Source organism: Peterkaempfera podocarpi (genome assembly GCF_042466665.1).
Taxonomy (GTDB): Bacteria; Actinomycetota; Actinomycetes; order Streptomycetales; family Streptomycetaceae; genus Peterkaempfera; species Peterkaempfera podocarpi.
In genome coordinates this window covers 6,156,435-6,172,835 of sequence record NZ_CP162102.1, presented here as the reverse complement: position 1 = coordinate 6,172,835, position 16,401 = coordinate 6,156,435, and the positions used below count along the sequence as shown (strand labels likewise).

Sequence of the window (16,401 nt, the reverse complement as noted above, 5' to 3'; positions counted from 1 at the left end):
ACGGCCGCCGCGCCACCGGCGCGGGGGGCTTGACCGGCCCCCGTCCACGGTCCACGCTGCATCGCAGCCGGCGGCCGGCCGGCGGGGGATCGGGAGGCATCGTGGTCGCAGTACACAGCAGCACCGTCGACGGGGTCCTGCGGCGCACCGCCCGGCGGGTGCCCGACCGGACGGCGGTCCGCTACGCCGACCGCGCATGGACCTACCGCGAGCTGGACGACGCGGTGTCCGCCGCGGCAGCCGTCCTGCTCGGTCTCGGCCTGGAGCGCGGCGACCGGGTGGCCGCCTACGGCCACAACTCCGACGCCTATCTGATCGGCTTCCTCGGCTGCGCCCGCGCCGGGCTGGTCCATGTGCCGGTCAACCACAGCCTCACCGGCGAGGACCTGCGCTATCTGCTGGAGCAGTCCGGCAGCCGGGCGGTGCTCGCCGATCCCGCACTGCGCGACCGGCTGGCGGAGGCGCTCGGCGCGGACGGCCCCGGGCCGGTGGTGCTGCCGCTGCGCGACAGCGAGGACTCCCTGCTGTCCTCGGTGCGCGGCGCGCCCGCCGGGCCCGGGGTGCTGCCCGGACCCGCTCCCGAGGGCGAGGACCTGGTGCAGCTGCTGTACACCTCGGGAACCACCGCGCTGCCCAAGGGCGCGATGATGACCCACCGCGCCCTGGTGCACGAGTACGTCAGCGCCGTGCTCGCCCTGGACCTGCGGGAGACCGACCGGCCATTGCACTCGCTGCCGCTTTACCACTCCGCCCAGCTGCATGTCTTCCTGCTGCCCTATCTGGCGGTGGGCGCGGAGAACACCATCCTGGACGCCCCGGACCCGGTCCGGGTGCTGGACCTGGTGGAGTCCGGCCGGGTCGACAGCGTCTTCGCGCCGCCCACCGTGTGGATCGGGCTGGCGGGCCACCCGTCGTTCGCCGGCCGGGACCTGTCGGCGCTGCGCAAGGCCTACTACGGCGCCTCGGTCATGCCCGTCCCGGTGCTGGAGCGGCTGCGGGCGCGGCTGCCGGGGCTGGCGTTCTGGAACTGCTTCGGGCAGAGCGAGATCGGGCCGCTGGCGACCGTGCTCGGCCCGGACGAGCACGAGGGCCGGATGGACTCGTGCGGCCGCCCGGTGCTCTTCGTGGAGGCCCGGGTGGTGGACGAGCACGGCCGGGACGTCCCCGACGGCACCCCCGGCGAGGTGGTCTACCGCTCCCCGCAGCTCTGCGAGGGCTACTGGGACAAGCCCGAGGAGACCGCCGAGGCCTTCCGTGACGGCTGGTTCCACTCCGGCGACCTGGCGGTGCGGGACGCCGAGGGCTATCTCACCGTCGTCGACCGGGTGAAGGACGTCATCAACTCCGGCGGTGTGCTGGTGGCCTCCCGGCAGGTGGAGGACGTGCTGTACGAGCACCCCGCGGTGGCCGAGGTGGCGGTGGTCGGCCTGCCGGACGAGCGCTGGATCGAGGCCGTCACCGCGGTGGTGGTGGCGCGCGGCGAGGTGACCGAGCAGCAGTTGCTGGACCACGCCCGCGACCGGCTCGCCCACTTCAAGGCCCCCAAGCGGGTGCTGCTGGTGGACGGGCTGCCGCGGAACGCCAGCGGCAAGATCCTCAAGCGGGTGCTGCGGGACCGGCTGACCGCCGGCTGAGCCGCCGGTTCCCGCCGCCCAGCACCGGTACGGCGGCGGGCCCGGGGTTCCCTACGCGGTTCTTACGACGACTGGGGGAAGCTCACCATGACCCCGACGGGGGCGGACTCCACCCCTCACGAACGGAGACCGCGATGACCTTCGTCCCATATGTCGAAGCTCTTGCTTTCTGGGGACGCGCGGCGCAGAACGGCCAGGTACCGCGTGCCTACGCGGTCGGCGTCCTGCTGACGCACCCGCTGATCACCGAGCACTCCCCCGGCAGCCCGCAGCAGAAGGCCGACCTGGTCGCTGCGGACCTGGACCGCTGGGAGGACCGCGTGGTGGAACTGCTCTGGGACCCGGAGACGGACATCGAAGCGGGCCTGCGCCGCTGCGAGCGGCTGCGGGCGGAGCCGGAGTGACACCGCTGAGCACACCGCGCGGCACCTCAGCCCCGCTCTCGCAGGGCCGCGGCACCGCCGCGGCCCCCGCGCCCTCGGCACCGCCCCTCCGGCACGGCCCGCAGCGGCCCCGGCGTGGCACCCCGGCACCGCGGCCGCACCGCGCCACGGTGGCGGTATGTCCACCGCCATCGCCCTCTTCACCTCCGACCTCCGCATCCACGACCAGCCGGTGCTGCGTGCCGCGCTGGACGCTGCCGACCGGGTGGTCCCGCTGTTCGTGCTGGACGACGGCGTGCTCGGCTCCCGCTTCTGCGCGCCCAACCGCGCCGCCTTCCTGGCCGACTGCCTGGAGGACCTCGACGCCTCACTGCGGGCCCGCGGCGGCCGGCTGGTGGTACGCCGGGGCGACCCGGTCGACACCGCCGTACGGCTCGCCGCGGAGACCGGCGCCACAGCGGTCCATCTCGCCGCCGGGGTGAGCGGCCACGCCCAGCGGCGGGAGGACCGGCTGCGCCGGGCCCTGGGCGATCTGCTGCACATCCATGACGCGGTGGTCACCGTGGTCGCAGCGGGGGCGGTGACCCCGGCGGGCAGGGACCACTTCGCCGTCTTCACCCCCTATCTGCGGCGCTGGGAGCAGCAGCCGAGGCGGGACCCGGCGCCGACGCCGCGGCGGGTGCCCGTCCCCGACGGGGTGCAGGGGGAGCGGATGGCGGAGGTGCGGGCCCTGCTGGCGTCGGCGGCCGCCGGCGATCCGTCCCCGGCGCTGCCGCGCGGCGGTGAGACGGAGGGACGACGGCGCCGGGAGGCCTGGCTGGGCGCCCCGCTGGACGCCTACCAGGACCGCCATGACGATCTGGCGGGCGACGCCACCTCCCGGCTCAGCCCCTATCTGCACTTCGGCTGCCTCTCGCCGACCGAGCTGGTACGCGATGCCGAGGCAGCCCCCGGCCCGGGCGCTGCGGCCTTCGTCCGCCAGCTGGCCTGGCGGGACTTCCACCACCAGGTGCTGGCCGCCCGCCCCGCGGCCGCCCGTCTCGACTACCGGCCGCGCGGCGACCGCTGGGCGGCCGACGAGCAGGAGCTCGCAGCCTGGCGCGAGGGCCGCACGGGCTACCCGGTGGTGGACGCCGGGATGCGGCAGCTCGCCCACGAGGGCTGGATGCACAACAGGGCGCGGTTGCTGACCGCGAGCTTTCTGGTGAAGACCCTGTACGGGGACTGGCGGGCGGGCGCGGCGCACTTCCTGCGGCTGCTGGTCGACGGCGACCTGGCGAACAACCAGCTCAACTGGCAGTGGGTGGCCGGCACCGGCACCGACACCCGGCCCAACCGGGTGCTCAACCCGCTGGTCCAGGCCCGGCGGTTCGACCCCCGGGGGGACTACGTCCGCCGATGGGTGCCGGAGCTCGCCTCCGTCGAGGGCCCGGCCGTGCACCGTCCGTGGCGGCTGGACCCGCAGCGGCGCGCGGAGCTCGACTATCCCGAGCCCCTGGTCGACCTGGAGGAGGGCACGCGGCGCTTCCGCCAGGGCCGCGGCCTCTCCTGAGCGCCGCCCCGGAGCGGGCCGTCTCCCCAGGCCCTGCGGCTGACGCGCGCCACGGGGGTGGTGGCGGGCCGGGAGGACGGGGACGGCTCCCGGAGAACCGCGCCGTCCGGCGGCCCTCCGCCGCCCGGCCCCGGCCGCCCCGGTGCACCGGTGCACCGGCGACCGTGCCGCGGGAGGCGCTCGATAGGCTCCGCACCATGTCCCGACACCCAGCGCCGGCCCGGAGGTTGCCGTGACCGCCTATGAGAAGGACGGCGCTGAGATCTACCGGCAGTCGTTCGCCACCATCCGCGCCGAGGCGGACCTGGCCGGGCTGCCGCCCGAGGTGTCGCAGGTCGCCGTACGGATGATCCACGCCTGCGGGATGGTGGACCTGGTGCGCGATCTCGCCTTCAGCCCGGAGTCGGTGGCCCGGGGCCGGGCCGCGCTGCGGGCGGGTGCGCCGGTGCTCTGCGATGTCGCCATGGTCGCCGCCGGGATCACCCGCCGACGGCTGCCCGCCGGGAACGACGTGGTGTGCACCCTGGCCGACCCCGCCGTCCCCGGGCTGGCCGAACGGCTGGGCACCACCCGCAGCGCCGCCGCACTGGAACTCTGGGCCGACCGGCTGGACGGCGCCGTGGTGGCGGTGGGCAACGCCCCCACCGCGCTCTTCCGGCTGCTGGAGCTGGTGGAGGCCGGTGCCCCCCGGCCGGCGCTGGTGGTCGGGGTGCCGGTCGGCTTCGTCGGCGCCGCCGAGTCCAAGCTGGCGCTGGCCCGGCACCCCGCCGGGCTGGACCATCTGGTGGTGCACGGGCGGCGCGGCGGCAGTGCGATGGCCGCCGCCGCGGTCAATGCGATCGCCGACGAGTCCGATTGACCGTCCGTCAGCGGATCCTGCCGCCGGTACGCCGCCCCGGGTGTCCGCACCGGCGCGGCGCCGCGGGCCGCCGGTAGCGGCTTGCCCGCCGGTGGGGACCCGGCCTCTCGGGGTGGGGGTGGCCGCCTGGTGGGCAGGGGTGGTGCCGTCCGCTCAGCGGCGCCCGGCGGAAGGGAGTCGGCGCAGCCACTCCACCGCGGAGGCGGGGTCGGCGGCCACCGGGATCCCGGCGGGCAGCGGCGGTCGGCGGACCAGCAGCACGGGCAGACCCAGCTCACGCGCGGCGGTGAGCTTGGCGGCGGTGGCGGTGCCGCCGCTGTCCTTGGCCACCACGATGTCGATGTTGTGCTTGCGCAGCAGCGCCCGCTCCCCCTCCACCGTGAACGGCCCCCGGTCCAGCAGCACCCGGATGCGCGGCGGCAGCGGGGGCTCCGGCGGGTCGATCGACCGGGCGAGGAACCACAGGTCGGCCAGGCCGGCGAAGGCCGAGGTCTCCTGCCGTCCGATGGTCAGGAAGACCCGCTGCCCGAGGCCGGGCAGCAGGGCGGCGGCGTGGCCGAGGGAGTCGGCCCGGTGCCAGCGGTCCCCCGGGGCGGCGGCCCACCCGGGGCGCCGCAGGACCAGCAGGGGAAGATGGACCGCGGCGGCCGCCTCGGCCGCATGGGCCGAGATGGACCGGGCGAAGGGATGGGTGGCGTCGATGACCGCGTCCATGAGGTGTGCACGCAGCCAGTCGGCCAGCCCGGCGGCCCCGCCGAAGCCGCCGATGCGCAGCCGTCCCGCGGGCAGCCGGGGCTGCGCCACCCGCCCGGCCAGCGACACGGTCACCTCCAGGCCGGGATCGGCGGCGAGCACGGCCGCCAGCCGGCGGGCCTCGGTCGTCCCGCCCAGGATCAGCACCCGCACCGGCGGCCTCCGTGGCTGAGGGGCAGCAGCCCGGGGGCGGCAGGGCCGCCCAGTTGCGGCGCACCGGACTGCGTCCCGGCTGGACCACCGGCGCCTGTGCGACCGCGGCCACCACCGCCGCCTACACGGCGCTGCTGACCGGAGCCTTCCCCGACCCGGTGACCATCACCCTGCCGCGCGGCGAACGGCCGTCCTTCGCACTGGCCGTCGAGGAGTTGACGCAGCATCAGTCGATGGCGGGAGTGGTCAAGGACGCGGGTGACGATCCCGATGTCACCCATGGCGCCCTGGTGCGGGCGACCGTACGGGCCGGGTCGCCCGGCTCGGGGGTGGTCTTCCGGGCGGGCCCCGGAGTGGGGACCGTGACCAAGCCCGGACTTCCGGTGCCGGTCGGCGAGCCGGCCGTCAACCCGGTGCCGCGGCAGCTGATGCGTGACGCGGTGGCCGAGGTGGCCGCCCGCCACGGCGGCAGCGGCGATGTGGAGCTGGAACTCTCCGTCGACGGCGGCGAGGAGATCGCCCGCTCCACCTGGAACCCCCGGCTGGGCATCCTCGGCGGACTGTCCATCCTGGGCACCACCGGTGTGGTGGTGCCCTACTCCTGCTCGGCCTGGATCGAGTCCATCCGGCGGGGCGTCGACGTGGCCCGGGCGGCCGGCCGCACCCATGTCGCCGGGTGCACCGGATCCACCTCGGAACGGGTGGCCGTCGCCGAGTACGGGCTGCCCGAGGACGCCCTGCTGGACATGGGCGACTTCGCCGGCGCGGTCCTGAAGTACCTGCGCCGCCACCCCGTGCCCCGGCTGACCGTGGCGGGCGGCTTCGCCAAGCTCTCCAAGCTCGCCGCCGGCCATCTCGACCTGCACTCCGGCCGCTCCCAGGTGGACCGGGCCCTGCTCGCCGAACTGGCCCGGCACGGCGGCGCCGGGAGCGCCCTCGCGGCGGCCGTCGCCGACGCCAACACCGCACTGGAGGCCGCCCGGCTGTGCGGGGAGGCCGGGGTCCCGCTCGGCGACCTGGTCGCACCGCGCCCGTGAGCAGGCACTCCAGGTGCTGCGCGGCGCCCCGGTCGCCGTGGATGTGCTCTGCATCGACCGCGCCGGTACGGTGATCGGCCGCACCGCTCCCGCCGCTCACCGCTGACCGCACCGGCGGCCGGCCGACGGCGGCGCGGAGCCGGGCGGCGTTCACGGCGCTGCTCCTGCGGCGGTACGGGGCGCTATCGCCCGACCCGGGTCCAGGGGCCGAACGCCAGGCCCTCCTCCCCGGGCTTCTGCCGGCACACGGAGAGGCTTCCGTCGGGGCCGATCGAGGCCAGCGTCAGCCGGCCCTCGGCGTCATGGTGCAGACCGGGCGTCCCGATGCCCGGCGGTCCGGTGGGCGTCCACCACACCCCGCCGTCCTCGGCCAGGGTGGGATAGGCCGCGACCTCCGTACGGCCGTCCGCGCCGCGTTGGACCAGCACCGTGCAGTCATGGCCGTCTATCACGGCCCTGACCGCGGCGACCGGGCCGGTGCCGCCCTCTCCGCCGACCGACACCGGGTCGGCGGGGGCGTCCTCGGCCTCCGGCGGACGCCAGGCGTGCACGGTCGCACCGTCGGCGGCGCGCCAGAACCAGGTGGTGGAGCCGGGCGCGGTCTCCAGGGCCGTGTAGCTGCGCGCCGCGGCCTTGGCCTCGGGCTGGAGCTTCAGCCGCTTGAAGGCCTCCCCGGCCGCCGAGCGCCGCCAGTGCACCGCGCCGCCGCGGTAGGGGGCCAGCAGTTCGGCAGTGCCGTCCTCCCCGGCGCGCGCCGCCACCGGGTCGCGCACCCAGGCGCCCTGCATCCCCTTCCAACCGCCCCAGCGGCCCTGCTCGTCGCGGATCCGCATCCAGAGGCCCTTGCCCAGGTGCTGCACGAAGAGCAGCAGCTCGCCGTTGGGGCCGACGCTCAGCCGGGGCTCGGCCTGGGCGTCCTCCAGCCCGTCGACGGCGTCCGGCAGATCGAGGGGACGCCAGTCGCCGAGGGTGCGGCCGGTCTGGTAGCGGGTGGACACCAGGATCGCGTGGCGGGAGCGTGCGTCGGGTGCCGGCCGCAGGACGGCCAGATGCACATAGCCTAGCCCCGGCTCCTGGGCGAGTGTCGGGGCCAGCGCACCCGCGGGCAGCGGCAGCGGGTCCGGGCCGAGCCAGGCGGCCGAGCCAGGCTCCTCCTCGGTCCAGCACAACAGCACCCCGTCGCCGGCCGCGAAGGCACTGAGCCGGCCGTCCCGGCCGAGGGTCAGCCACTGCGGTGCCAGAACGGACCGGGCGGTGGGCCCGGTGGCGGCGCCGGACGTACTGGTGGGCGACGTCTCCGCCGAGGTGCGCCTCTCGTTCCTGGCCACGTCCGCTCTCCCTCCCTTGCTCCCGGATCGGGCAGACCTTAGCACCGAGCCCAGGGCTGCCCTCCTGCCGCCACGACGGCTCCCTCTATAGTTCCCGGAGGCCAGGGGGGTGGAATCCGGGGCGCCGGGAACCACCCGCGCCTTCCGCACTCCCGCGCGGACCCACGTTCACCACGATCGCGAGGAGTGTCGAGACCGCCATGACACAGACCGACCACGAGCCGGCCGGCCAGGGGCAGACCGACCCGGCATCGGATGCCCCGTCGGCGGAGGAGCGGACGGCGCAGGCAGCGGAGGGCACCGCTGCGGAAAAGCCCGGTCCGGTGGGCCGCAGTCGGCGGCGCCGCTGGCTGAAGATCACCGGCCTGGTGGTGGGCGTCCTGGTGCTGGGCACCGCCGGGGCCGGGTACGCGGCCTACCACCACCTCAACTCCAACCTCGACCACAGCGTGGACCTGGACCGGCAGCTCGGCCCGGACCGGCCGAAGAAGCTCCCGTCCGCGGCCGGGGCCAAGGACATCCTGGTGCTGGGCTCCGACTCGCGCGCCGGTGACAACCAGGACCTGGGCGGCGGCGCGGTGAGCGGCGCCCGCTCGGACACCGCGATGGTGGTGCACATACCCGCCGGCAACAAGCAGGCCACCGTGGTCAGCATCCCCCGGGACACCCTGGTCAGCCGGCCCTCCTGCACCACGCGGGACGGACGCACCCTCCCGGCCGCGAACCGGGTGATGTTCAACTCGGTCTACAGCCTCGCCGGTCCGGCGTGCGTGGTGAAGACGGTCGAGAAGATGTCCGGGGTGCGTCTGGATCACTATGTCGAGATCGACTTCGTGGGTTTCAAGGACCTGGTGGACGCGCTGGGCGGGGTCACCGTCCACACCTCCGTCCAGATCGACGACAAGCACAGCGGGCTCCATCTCGCCCCGGGCACCCACCGGCTGGACGGCACCCAGGCGCTGGCCTTCGTCCGCACCCGGCACGGCATCGGCGACGGCAGCGACCTGGGACGCATAGGCCTGCAGCAGCAGTTCATGACGGCGCTGCTGGGCGAGGTGAAGAAGCAGAACGTGCTCGGCAGCCCGGTCAAGCTCTACAAGATGGCGGACTCCGCCACCAAGCTGCTCACCACCGACTCCGAACTGGGCTCGCTCGGTGCGCTCACCAGCTTCGGCCGAAGCGTCCAGGGGGTGGACCCCGACCACATGGAGACCGTCATGCTGCCGGTCTCCTACGACAAGGCCGACCCCAACCGGGTGGTGGCGGCCCAGCCGCAGGCCGGTCTGCTGTGGAAGGCGATCCGCGAGGACAAGCCGGTTCCGGCCGCGGCCAAGCACTCCCCGGCCGCGGGCGGGGGCACCGACCGGTAACCGACGCCCGGTACGGCACCATGGCGGCGACACCCCACCGAACCGGGAGACTCTGATGCCCCAGATCACCGTGGACTACTCGGACCAGCTGGCCGACGTCCTCGACCGTCGTGCCTTCGCCCTGGAACTGCACCCGCTCACGGCCGGGATCATCAGCACCGGCGTCGACCGCTGCAAGACGCGCTTCCGCCGGGTCGAGACCGTCGTCGCCGACGGCGCCCCCGGGCATGCGGTGGTGCATGTGGAGGTGGCCATCCTGGCGGGCCGCACGGCGGAGACCGTGAAGGAGCTGAGCCGGGCCGTGCTGGAGCTGCTGGACAAGCACACCGCGTCGGCCACCGGCATGGTGGTGCACACCTCGGTGGAGGTCAGGGACCTGACGGCGGCGTACTCCAAGAGCAACTGAGGCGGAATCCCGGGCCGCAGCGGCGCACCGGCTGCTGCGGCCCGCCCGTGCGAGCCGGCCCGCCACCACGCGGGCCGGCTCATGCGGTCGGGCTCATGCGGGCCGGCTCATGCGGGCCGGCCGCAGCAGCCATAGGCGGCGGAGCCGATGCCCGCCCGCGGCGGTGCTGCCGGTGTCCACGCGCGGCATGCCCGGTGTCCACGATGCGGGTGTGCGTAAGCCGGCCGGAACCTCGTCGAAGACATTCCGCGGCCGGCCCTCCCCCGCACAATGGCGGGAAACTCTGCGCCCGATCGCCGCGCAAACAACGATGTGCAGTCGAAATCCGGTCGACGGGCGGAAAACCCGCCGTACACCGCAATACGCCCCCGGCGGATCCACCGGCGCCAGGGAGATCGACCCCCGCCAGATGACGACCCGTCACATATCCTTCCCCAGCACACTCCCGCCCTGCACCGGCGCGACATTCCCCGGCAAGGGCCTTCACCTCACGTCATCAACGGCATCCGGGGAATTGACGCCCAAGTCAGACATGACTGCACGGCACATGTGCGTGGCGGGATCCCGCATGGCGGACCTCTGCCAGAGAAAAGTCTCGCAAGGGCTTTCTGCAGGTCCCAAGAATGTCCACCATCTCTGTTCCCCCGCGCACCCCCCGGAGGACGTCTCTTGCCGTTCCCATCCTCGCGCCGTCGTGGGCTCACAGCCCTCGCCGTGGCACTGGTCGCCATGGCGGTGACCCCGCCGAGCGCATACGCCACCGGACAGGATGCCGGTACCCCGGCAGCCGGTCCGGCGACCCAACCGACGAACACCCGCACGGTCACCCTGATCACCGGCGACAAGGTCACCGTCAGGACCCTCGCCGACGGGCGCAGCGCCGCCAGCATCCAGCGCCCCAAGACCCTGACCGGCACCGTGCAGACGCAGACCGTCGGCAAGGACCTGTACGTCTACCCCAGCGAGGCGCTGCCGTACCTCGCCGCGGGCGTGCTGGACCAGCGGCTCTTCGACGTCACCCGGCTGATCGCCGACGGTTACGACGACGCGCACACCTCCGACCTGCCGCTGATCGTCCAGTACGGGGGCGGCGCCACCACCCGCGGGACGACGCCCGCGCCCGCCGGACTGACCGCGGGGCGCGACCTCCCGGCGATCCACGGGCAGGCCGCAAAGGCCGTCCGCAGCAAGGCGGCGGACTTCTGGCAGGACGTCACCCCGAAGGCCTCGCTGACCCGGGCCCGGGCAGTGTCCGCGGCCAGGAACGCCGCGCGCACCCCGCAGGCGCTGGCCAAGGCGGGCAGCGCCACCACGGTCTTCGCCGGGAACATCAGCCACATCTGGCTCGACGGCAAGGTCAAGGCCAGCCTCGCGGACAGCACCGCGCAGATCGGCGCCCCCGACGTCTGGAACACCGGCACCGACGGCAAGGGCGTGAACGTCGCCGTCCTGGACACCGGCGTCGACGCCCAGCACCCGGACTTCGCCGGGCAGATCGCCGACTCGCAGAGCTTCGTCCCCGGCGAGGACACCACCGACCGGCACGGGCACGGCACCCACACCGCCTCCACCGTGGCCGGTACCGGTGCCGCCTCCGGCGGCAAGGAGAAGGGCGTCGCCCCGGGCGCGCACCTGCTGATCGGCAAGGTCCTCGGCGACGACGGCTCCGGCGCGGACTCCTGGATCATCGCCGGCATGCAGTGGGCGGCCGAGACCCAGCACGCCAAGGTCGTCAGCATGAGCCTGGGCTCCGACGAGGTCAGCGACGGCACCGACCCGATGAGCCAGGCCGTCAACGACCTCAGCGCCTCCACCGGCGCCCTGTTCGTCATAGCCGCCGGCAACGCCGGACCGGGCGGTATCGGCTCCCCGGGTGCGGCCACCTCGGCGCTGACCGTCGGCGCGGTGGACTCGGGCGACAACCTCGCCTACTTCTCCAGCTGGGGCCCGCGCTACCTCGACGGCGGGCTCAAGCCCGAACTGACCGCGCCCGGTGTGGACATCCTCGCCGCCCGCTCGCAGTACACCACCGAGGGCTCCGGCTCCTACCTGAGCATGAGCGGCACCTCCATGGCGACCCCGCATGTCGCCGGCGCGGCCGCGCTCGTGGCCCAGCAGCACCCCGACTGGACCGGCCAGCAGATCAAGGACGCCCTGGTCAGCACCGCCCATGAGACCCCGGGCATCCCGCTGACCCAGGGCGGCGCCGGCCGGGTGGACGCCAAGGCCGCGGTGCTCGGCACCGTCAGCGCCTCGGACACCGCCTGGTCCGGCTTCTACGCCTGGCCGCACACCGCCGACCAGCCGTCGGTGAAGACCATCACCTACACCAACACCGGCGGCAGCGACGTCACGCTGAACCTGGCCGCCAAGGCCGCCGACGCCGACGGCAACGAGGCCGCCGCGGGTGTCTTCACCCTCTCCGCCTCCACCGTCACCGTCCCCGCGCACGGCACCGCACAGGTGAGCGTCACCGGGAACCCGGCCGCCGCCGCGTACGGGGCCACGGACGGCCTGGTGGAGGCCACCGCGGCCGACGGCACGGTGGTCGCGCACACCCTGATCGGACTCGACCGCGAGGACGAGCGCTACAACCTCACCATCAAGGCCACCGACCGGTCCGGCGCCCCGATCCCCGGGGTGGCCGTGGTCTACCGCACCGGTGACCAGTACGCCTCGCCGGTCCAGCTCCCCGAGAGCGGCCAGGTCACCCTGCACCTGCCCAAGGGCGAGTACTCGGTGGTGATGTACGCGGACCTGCCCGGTGCGGGCGGCCCCGACGACTTCGGCCTCGGGGTGCTCTCCGCCCCGCAGGTCGATCTGGACCGCAGCCGGGAGGCGGACCTCGACGCCCGCCAGGCGCACCAGGTCTCCTCGGTGGCGCCGCAGCGCACCGAGGACCTCCTCACCAGGGTGGAGTGGAGCCGCACCACCAGCGACGGCGCACAGTTCGCCGAGAACGTCATGCTGCCGCTCTCCTACACCAGTGTGTGGGCGCAGAGCACGGCCAAGGTGACCAACGGCAGCTTCAACTTCGTCACCCGCTGGCGCAAGACCGCCCCGATGCTGACGCTCGACGCCACCCAGCCGCGCTTCCCCGACGAGTCCTTCCCCGACCTGGTGATCCAGGCCGGATCGCCGCTGCTGCCCGCCGGTGACAGCCGCCTCGACGTCGTGTACGCCGGCCGCGGCACCGCCGCCGACTACGCGGGGCTGAACGCCAAGGGCAAGGCCGTGGTGGTCAGCCACGACCGGCAGGGCGACTTCCTGGCCCAGGCCCAGGCCGACGCGGCCCAGGCCGCGGCCGCCGCCGCGGCGGGGGCCAAGCTGCTGCTGGTCGTCAACGACAGCGCGGACCGGCTCAGCGAGTGGTTCGGCGCCGACGACTTCGAGTCCGACGGCCCGATCCCGGTCGCGAGCCTCCAGCCGAACGAGGGCGCCTCGCTGATCTCGGCGACCACCCGCCCCGGGCTCAAGCTCGCCGTCACCTCGGCTCCCTCCTCGCCGTACGTCTACGACCTGGTGGAGCGTCACGACGGCGCCGTCCCGGCCGCCGACCTGACCTACCGCCCCAGCCAGAGCGACCTGGCCCGGTACGACGAGCGCTTCGCCGGGTCCGCCGACCAGCCGGGCTACAACGGCCGTTACGACATGGAGGACTTCGACCAGTACGGCGTCTTCTTCGACACGGTCCAGCAGCTGGGAACCACCCGCACCGACTGGGTCACCCCCGGCGCCGGGAAGTTCAGCTGGTACGAGCAGTCCGGCATCACCGACGTGGTCGAGGAGCGCGCACCGCTGGCCGACCCCGGGAAGGGCTCCAGGACCGCGAACAACTGGTTCTCGCCGGTGATCCACCCCCGGCTCGGCGACAGCATCCTGCCGAACCGCCAGGGCGACGGCTTCTCCATCAACGTCCCCGCCTGGGGTGACGCGGGCGCCGGCCACACCGGTTACGACTACGGTGACTGGGGCGTGGACCCGGACCAGCTGCACGAGACGGTGTCGCTGTACCAGGGCGACACCCTGGTGAAGTCCACCGACCACCAGCAGCTCAACATCTTCGGCGGCGTCAGCCCGGACCGGCTGCCCTACCGCCTGGTCGCCGAGACCAGCCAGAGCACGGTCTTCCCGACCACCTCGGCCACCCGCACCGAGTGGGACTTCACCTCCGGCAACGACTATGTGGACCTGCCGCTGATCCAGCTCGACTACGGCGTGGCCACCGACCCGGCCGGCAATGCGGCGAGGAGCACCACGCTCACCCTGGCCGCCTCCCACATGCCCGGTGTGACCGGGGCCGGGAAGATCAACGGGACGACCCTCGCGGTCTCCTTCGACGACGGCTCCACCTGGACCCCGGCCACCCTGCACAAGGCCGCCGACGGCAGCTGGAGCACGGAGGTGAAGGCCCCCGGGTCGGCCCGCTATGTCTCACTCCGCGCCACCGCCAAGGACGACCAGGGCAACACCGTCAGCCAGACCGTGCTGCGCGCCTTTGGAGTCAAGTAGCACTGCCCCGCGGGAGCCGCGCCCACCCGGGGCGGCTCCCGCGGGCGGACCCGCTCGGCCCGCCTCCCCCAGAGGCCCCATTGAACACAGACCCGCAAGTGGGCAGTATGTTCGCCTGCTGACTGAACATCATCCCGGGAGCCCGTCATGACTCGTACAGTCCAACCCCGTAGCCGCCGCGGCCGGATAGCCGGCGCCACGGTGGCATCCCTCGCCCTGGCCGTCGGAACGCTGGCCGCCGCGGTGCCCTCGCAGGCCGCCGCCAAGCCCGCGGCCCGCACCCTCGCCCGCACCCACCCCGCGTGGGCCAAGGCCTCAGCCGACCGTGGTTCGCTCCCCGCCTCCACCAAGCTCACCGCCCGGGTCTACCTGGCCGGCCAGGACCCGGCGGGTCTGGCCGCCTATGCGCAGGCGGTCTCCACCGAGGGCAGCGCGCAGTACGGCGCGTTCCTCACCGCGGCCCAGGTCCAGCAGCGGTTCGGCGCCTCCGCGCAGCAGATCGCGGCCGTGCGCAGCTGGCTCACCGGAGCCGGGCTGACCATCACCGCCGCCAACGCGCACTACATCGAGGTCAGCGGCAGTGCCTCGGCGCACGCCAAGGCGTTCGGCACCGGCATCCACCAGTACAGCGTGGGCGGCAAGCTGCGGCACGCCCCCGCGGCCGACGCCGTGGTGCCGTCCCAGGTCTCCTCCGCCGTCCTCGGCATCTCCGGGCTGAGCACGGTCACGCCCAAGGTCAAGCCCAGCTCGGTCCGGGTGCGCACCTCGGCGGGCGGCGCGGGCAGCAAGTCCGGCGGCGGTATCAGCAACGACGCGACCTGCTCCGACTACTGGGGCCAGAAGAAGGTCGACGGCGGCCCGGTCGGCTACACCACGAACACCACCTACGACGAGTGCTCCTTCGCACCGTCGCAGCTGCGCCAGGCGTACGGCATCAACGCCTCCGGCCTCACCGGCAAGGGCGCCACCGTCGCCATCGTGGACGCCTACGCCTCCTCCACGATGCTGGCCGACGCCAACCAGTTCGCCACCGCCCACGGGGACAAGGCGTTCCGGTCCGGCCAGTACACCGAGATCGTCAACCAGGCCAACTGGAACAGCGAGGACCTCTGCGGCGGCCCCGAGGGCTGGGCCGGCGAGGAGGCGCTGGACGTCGAGATGGTGCACGGGCTCGCCCCGGACGCCAATGTGGTCTACGTCGGCGCCGACTCCTGCAACGACCAGGACCTGCTGAGCTCGCTCACCACCATCGTGGACAAGCACCTCGCCGACGTGGTCTCCAACTCGTGGGGCGAGATCATGCACTCCACCACGGGCGACGTCGACCCGGGCCTGATCGCCGCCTATGAGCAGGTGTTCCAGCAGGGCGCCATCGAGGGCATCGGCTTCAACTTCTCGGCCGGCGACTGCGGCGACTCCTCGCCCGCCGCCGCGGCCACCGGCGTCAACTGCGACCCCAGCACCACCAGGGCGCAGGCCAACTGGCCCGACTCCTCCTCGTGGGTCACCTCGGTCGGCGGCACCGCGCTGGGCACCGAGGACAAGAAGGGCTCCTACGGCTTCGAGACCGACATGGGGACCCTGCGCTCGGTGCTGTCGGCGGACGGCGCCAGCTGGTCGCCGCTGCCGGGCTACTTCTACTTCGGCGGCGGCGGCGGCACCAGCGAGGACTTCGCCCAGCCGTGGTACCAGAAGGGCACGGTGCCGAGGTCGCTCTCCGGCACCCTGATGACGGGCGCCAAGGCCGCCTCGGCCCGCCGGGTCACCCCGGACGTCTCGATGAACGGCGACCTGTACACCTCGGTGCTGGTCGGCATGTCCGACGGCGCCCCGTACAGCGAGGGCGGCTACGGCGGCACCAGCGTCTCGGCCCCGGAGTTCTCCGCCGTCCAGGCCGACGCCATCCAGGCCCGGCACGGCCGGCCGATCGGCTTCGCCAACCCGGCGCTCTACTCGCGGTCCGGCAGCAAGGCCTTCAATGACGTCGTCGACCAGGCCGCCGCACACGGCAAGGCCCCGCTGAACGCCGTCGCCGACTTCGGCGTCATCGACGGTGCGCTGCGGGTCCGCCTGATCGGCTTCGGGGAGGACACCACCCTGAACGCCGTCAAGGGCTACGACAGCGCCACCGGCGTCGGCTCGCCGACCCGGTACTACCTGGACTCCTTCAAGTAGGCAGCGCAGCCACACCGCACAGACAGCACGGGCCCGGGGAGAGATGGCTCCCCCGGGCCCGTGCCCATGTCCGCAGGTGTGCGGCCGGCCCCCGGGGCGGCCCGGTGCACCGCGGACCGCACGGGCGACGGCCCGGACCCGGTCGGGCGTGCGGCCGCCCACCGGCTGCGCCACCCGGCTGGAGCAGCCCCCCACCCCGCGACGGCCGCCCCGCCGGCACCGGTGGGGCACCGCCCCGG

At 74.0% G+C, this 16,401-nt stretch carries 10 protein-coding genes and 1 pseudogene; 9 read left to right on the top strand and 2 right to left on the bottom strand.

The genetic code is table 11. The features are described from left to right. Positions 1-101: 101 nt before the first annotated feature. The 4 genes from AB0761_RS27035 to AB0761_RS27020 all read left to right on the top strand — a co-directional run bounded on the left by AB0761_RS27035 (position 102) and on the right by AB0761_RS27020 (position 4,428). On the top strand, positions 102-1,634 hold the full coding sequence (locus tag AB0761_RS27035) for an acyl-CoA synthetase (protein WP_377271729.1): 1,533 nt from the start codon (positions 102-104) through the stop codon (positions 1,632-1,634). A 134-nt stretch (positions 1,635-1,768) separates the two neighbouring features. Then, complete coding sequence (locus AB0761_RS27030) at positions 1,769-2,038, top strand: hypothetical protein (RefSeq protein WP_377271728.1); 270 nt, start codon at positions 1,769-1,771, stop codon at positions 2,036-2,038. Positions 2,039-2,195: 157 nt separating this feature from the next. Further along, on the top strand, positions 2,196-3,569 hold the full coding sequence (locus AB0761_RS27025) for a cryptochrome/photolyase family protein (protein WP_377271727.1): 1,374 nt from the start codon (positions 2,196-2,198) through the stop codon (positions 3,567-3,569). 232 nt (positions 3,570-3,801) lie between these two features. Beyond that, positions 3,802-4,428 (top strand): precorrin-8X methylmutase, encoded by a 627-nt coding sequence (locus AB0761_RS27020; RefSeq protein ID WP_377271726.1) that lies wholly within the window; start codon positions 3,802-3,804, stop codon positions 4,426-4,428. A gap of 153 nt (positions 4,429-4,581) precedes the next feature. Here AB0761_RS27020 and AB0761_RS27015 read toward each other — a convergent pair whose 3' ends face one another. Further along, positions 4,582-5,334, bottom strand: a complete 753-nt coding sequence (locus AB0761_RS27015; protein WP_377271725.1) for a cobalt-precorrin-6A reductase — start codon at positions 5,332-5,334, stop codon at positions 4,582-4,584. An 11-nt stretch (positions 5,335-5,345) separates the two neighbouring features. Between AB0761_RS27015 and AB0761_RS27010 the strand changes: the two are divergent. After that, positions 5,346-6,477: pseudogene (locus AB0761_RS27010) on the top strand (cobalt-precorrin-5B (C(1))-methyltransferase). 76 nt (positions 6,478-6,553) lie between these two features. Here the strand turns inward: AB0761_RS27010 and AB0761_RS27005 are convergent. Further along, positions 6,554-7,699 (bottom strand): hypothetical protein, encoded by a 1,146-nt coding sequence (locus AB0761_RS27005; protein ID WP_377271724.1) that lies wholly within the window; start codon positions 7,697-7,699, stop codon positions 6,554-6,556. Positions 7,700-7,899: 200 nt separating this feature from the next. Here AB0761_RS27005 and AB0761_RS27000 point away from each other — a divergent pair, with 200 nt between their 5' ends. The 4 genes from AB0761_RS27000 to AB0761_RS26985 all read left to right on the top strand — a co-directional run bounded on the left by AB0761_RS27000 (position 7,900) and on the right by AB0761_RS26985 (position 16,162). Continuing rightward, positions 7,900-9,069, top strand: coding sequence for an LCP family protein (locus AB0761_RS27000; RefSeq protein WP_377271723.1), 1,170 nt, complete (start codon positions 7,900-7,902; stop codon positions 9,067-9,069). A 55-nt stretch (positions 9,070-9,124) separates the two neighbouring features. Then, a complete protein-coding gene (locus AB0761_RS26995; protein ID WP_377271722.1) occupies positions 9,125-9,475 on the top strand; it encodes a 5-carboxymethyl-2-hydroxymuconate Delta-isomerase in 351 nt (116 codons plus the stop codon). A gap of 714 nt (positions 9,476-10,189) precedes the next feature. Further along, positions 10,190-13,987 (top strand): S8 family serine peptidase, encoded by a 3,798-nt coding sequence (locus tag AB0761_RS26990; protein WP_377271721.1) that lies wholly within the window; start codon positions 10,190-10,192, stop codon positions 13,985-13,987. Between the two features lie 147 nt (positions 13,988-14,134). Continuing rightward, entirely contained in the window at positions 14,135-16,162 is a 2,028-nt protein-coding gene (locus AB0761_RS26985; RefSeq protein WP_377271720.1) for a protease pro-enzyme activation domain-containing protein, read from the top strand. Positions 16,163-16,401: the final 239 nt, after the last annotated feature.

Coding starts and splice junctions, on each gene's coding strand:
- AB0761_RS26985 (WP_377271720.1), top strand. CDS start 14,135: ATGACTCGTACAGTCCAACCCCGTAGCCGCCGCGGCCGGATAGCCGGC.
- AB0761_RS27000 (WP_377271723.1), top strand. CDS start 7,900: ATGACACAGACCGACCACGAGCCGGCCGGCCAGGGGCAGACCGACCCG.
- AB0761_RS27030 (WP_377271728.1), top strand. CDS start 1,769: ATGACCTTCGTCCCATATGTCGAAGCTCTTGCTTTCTGGGGACGCGCG.
- AB0761_RS26995 (WP_377271722.1), top strand. CDS start 9,125: ATGCCCCAGATCACCGTGGACTACTCGGACCAGCTGGCCGACGTCCTC.
- AB0761_RS27025 (WP_377271727.1), top strand. CDS start 2,196: ATGTCCACCGCCATCGCCCTCTTCACCTCCGACCTCCGCATCCACGAC.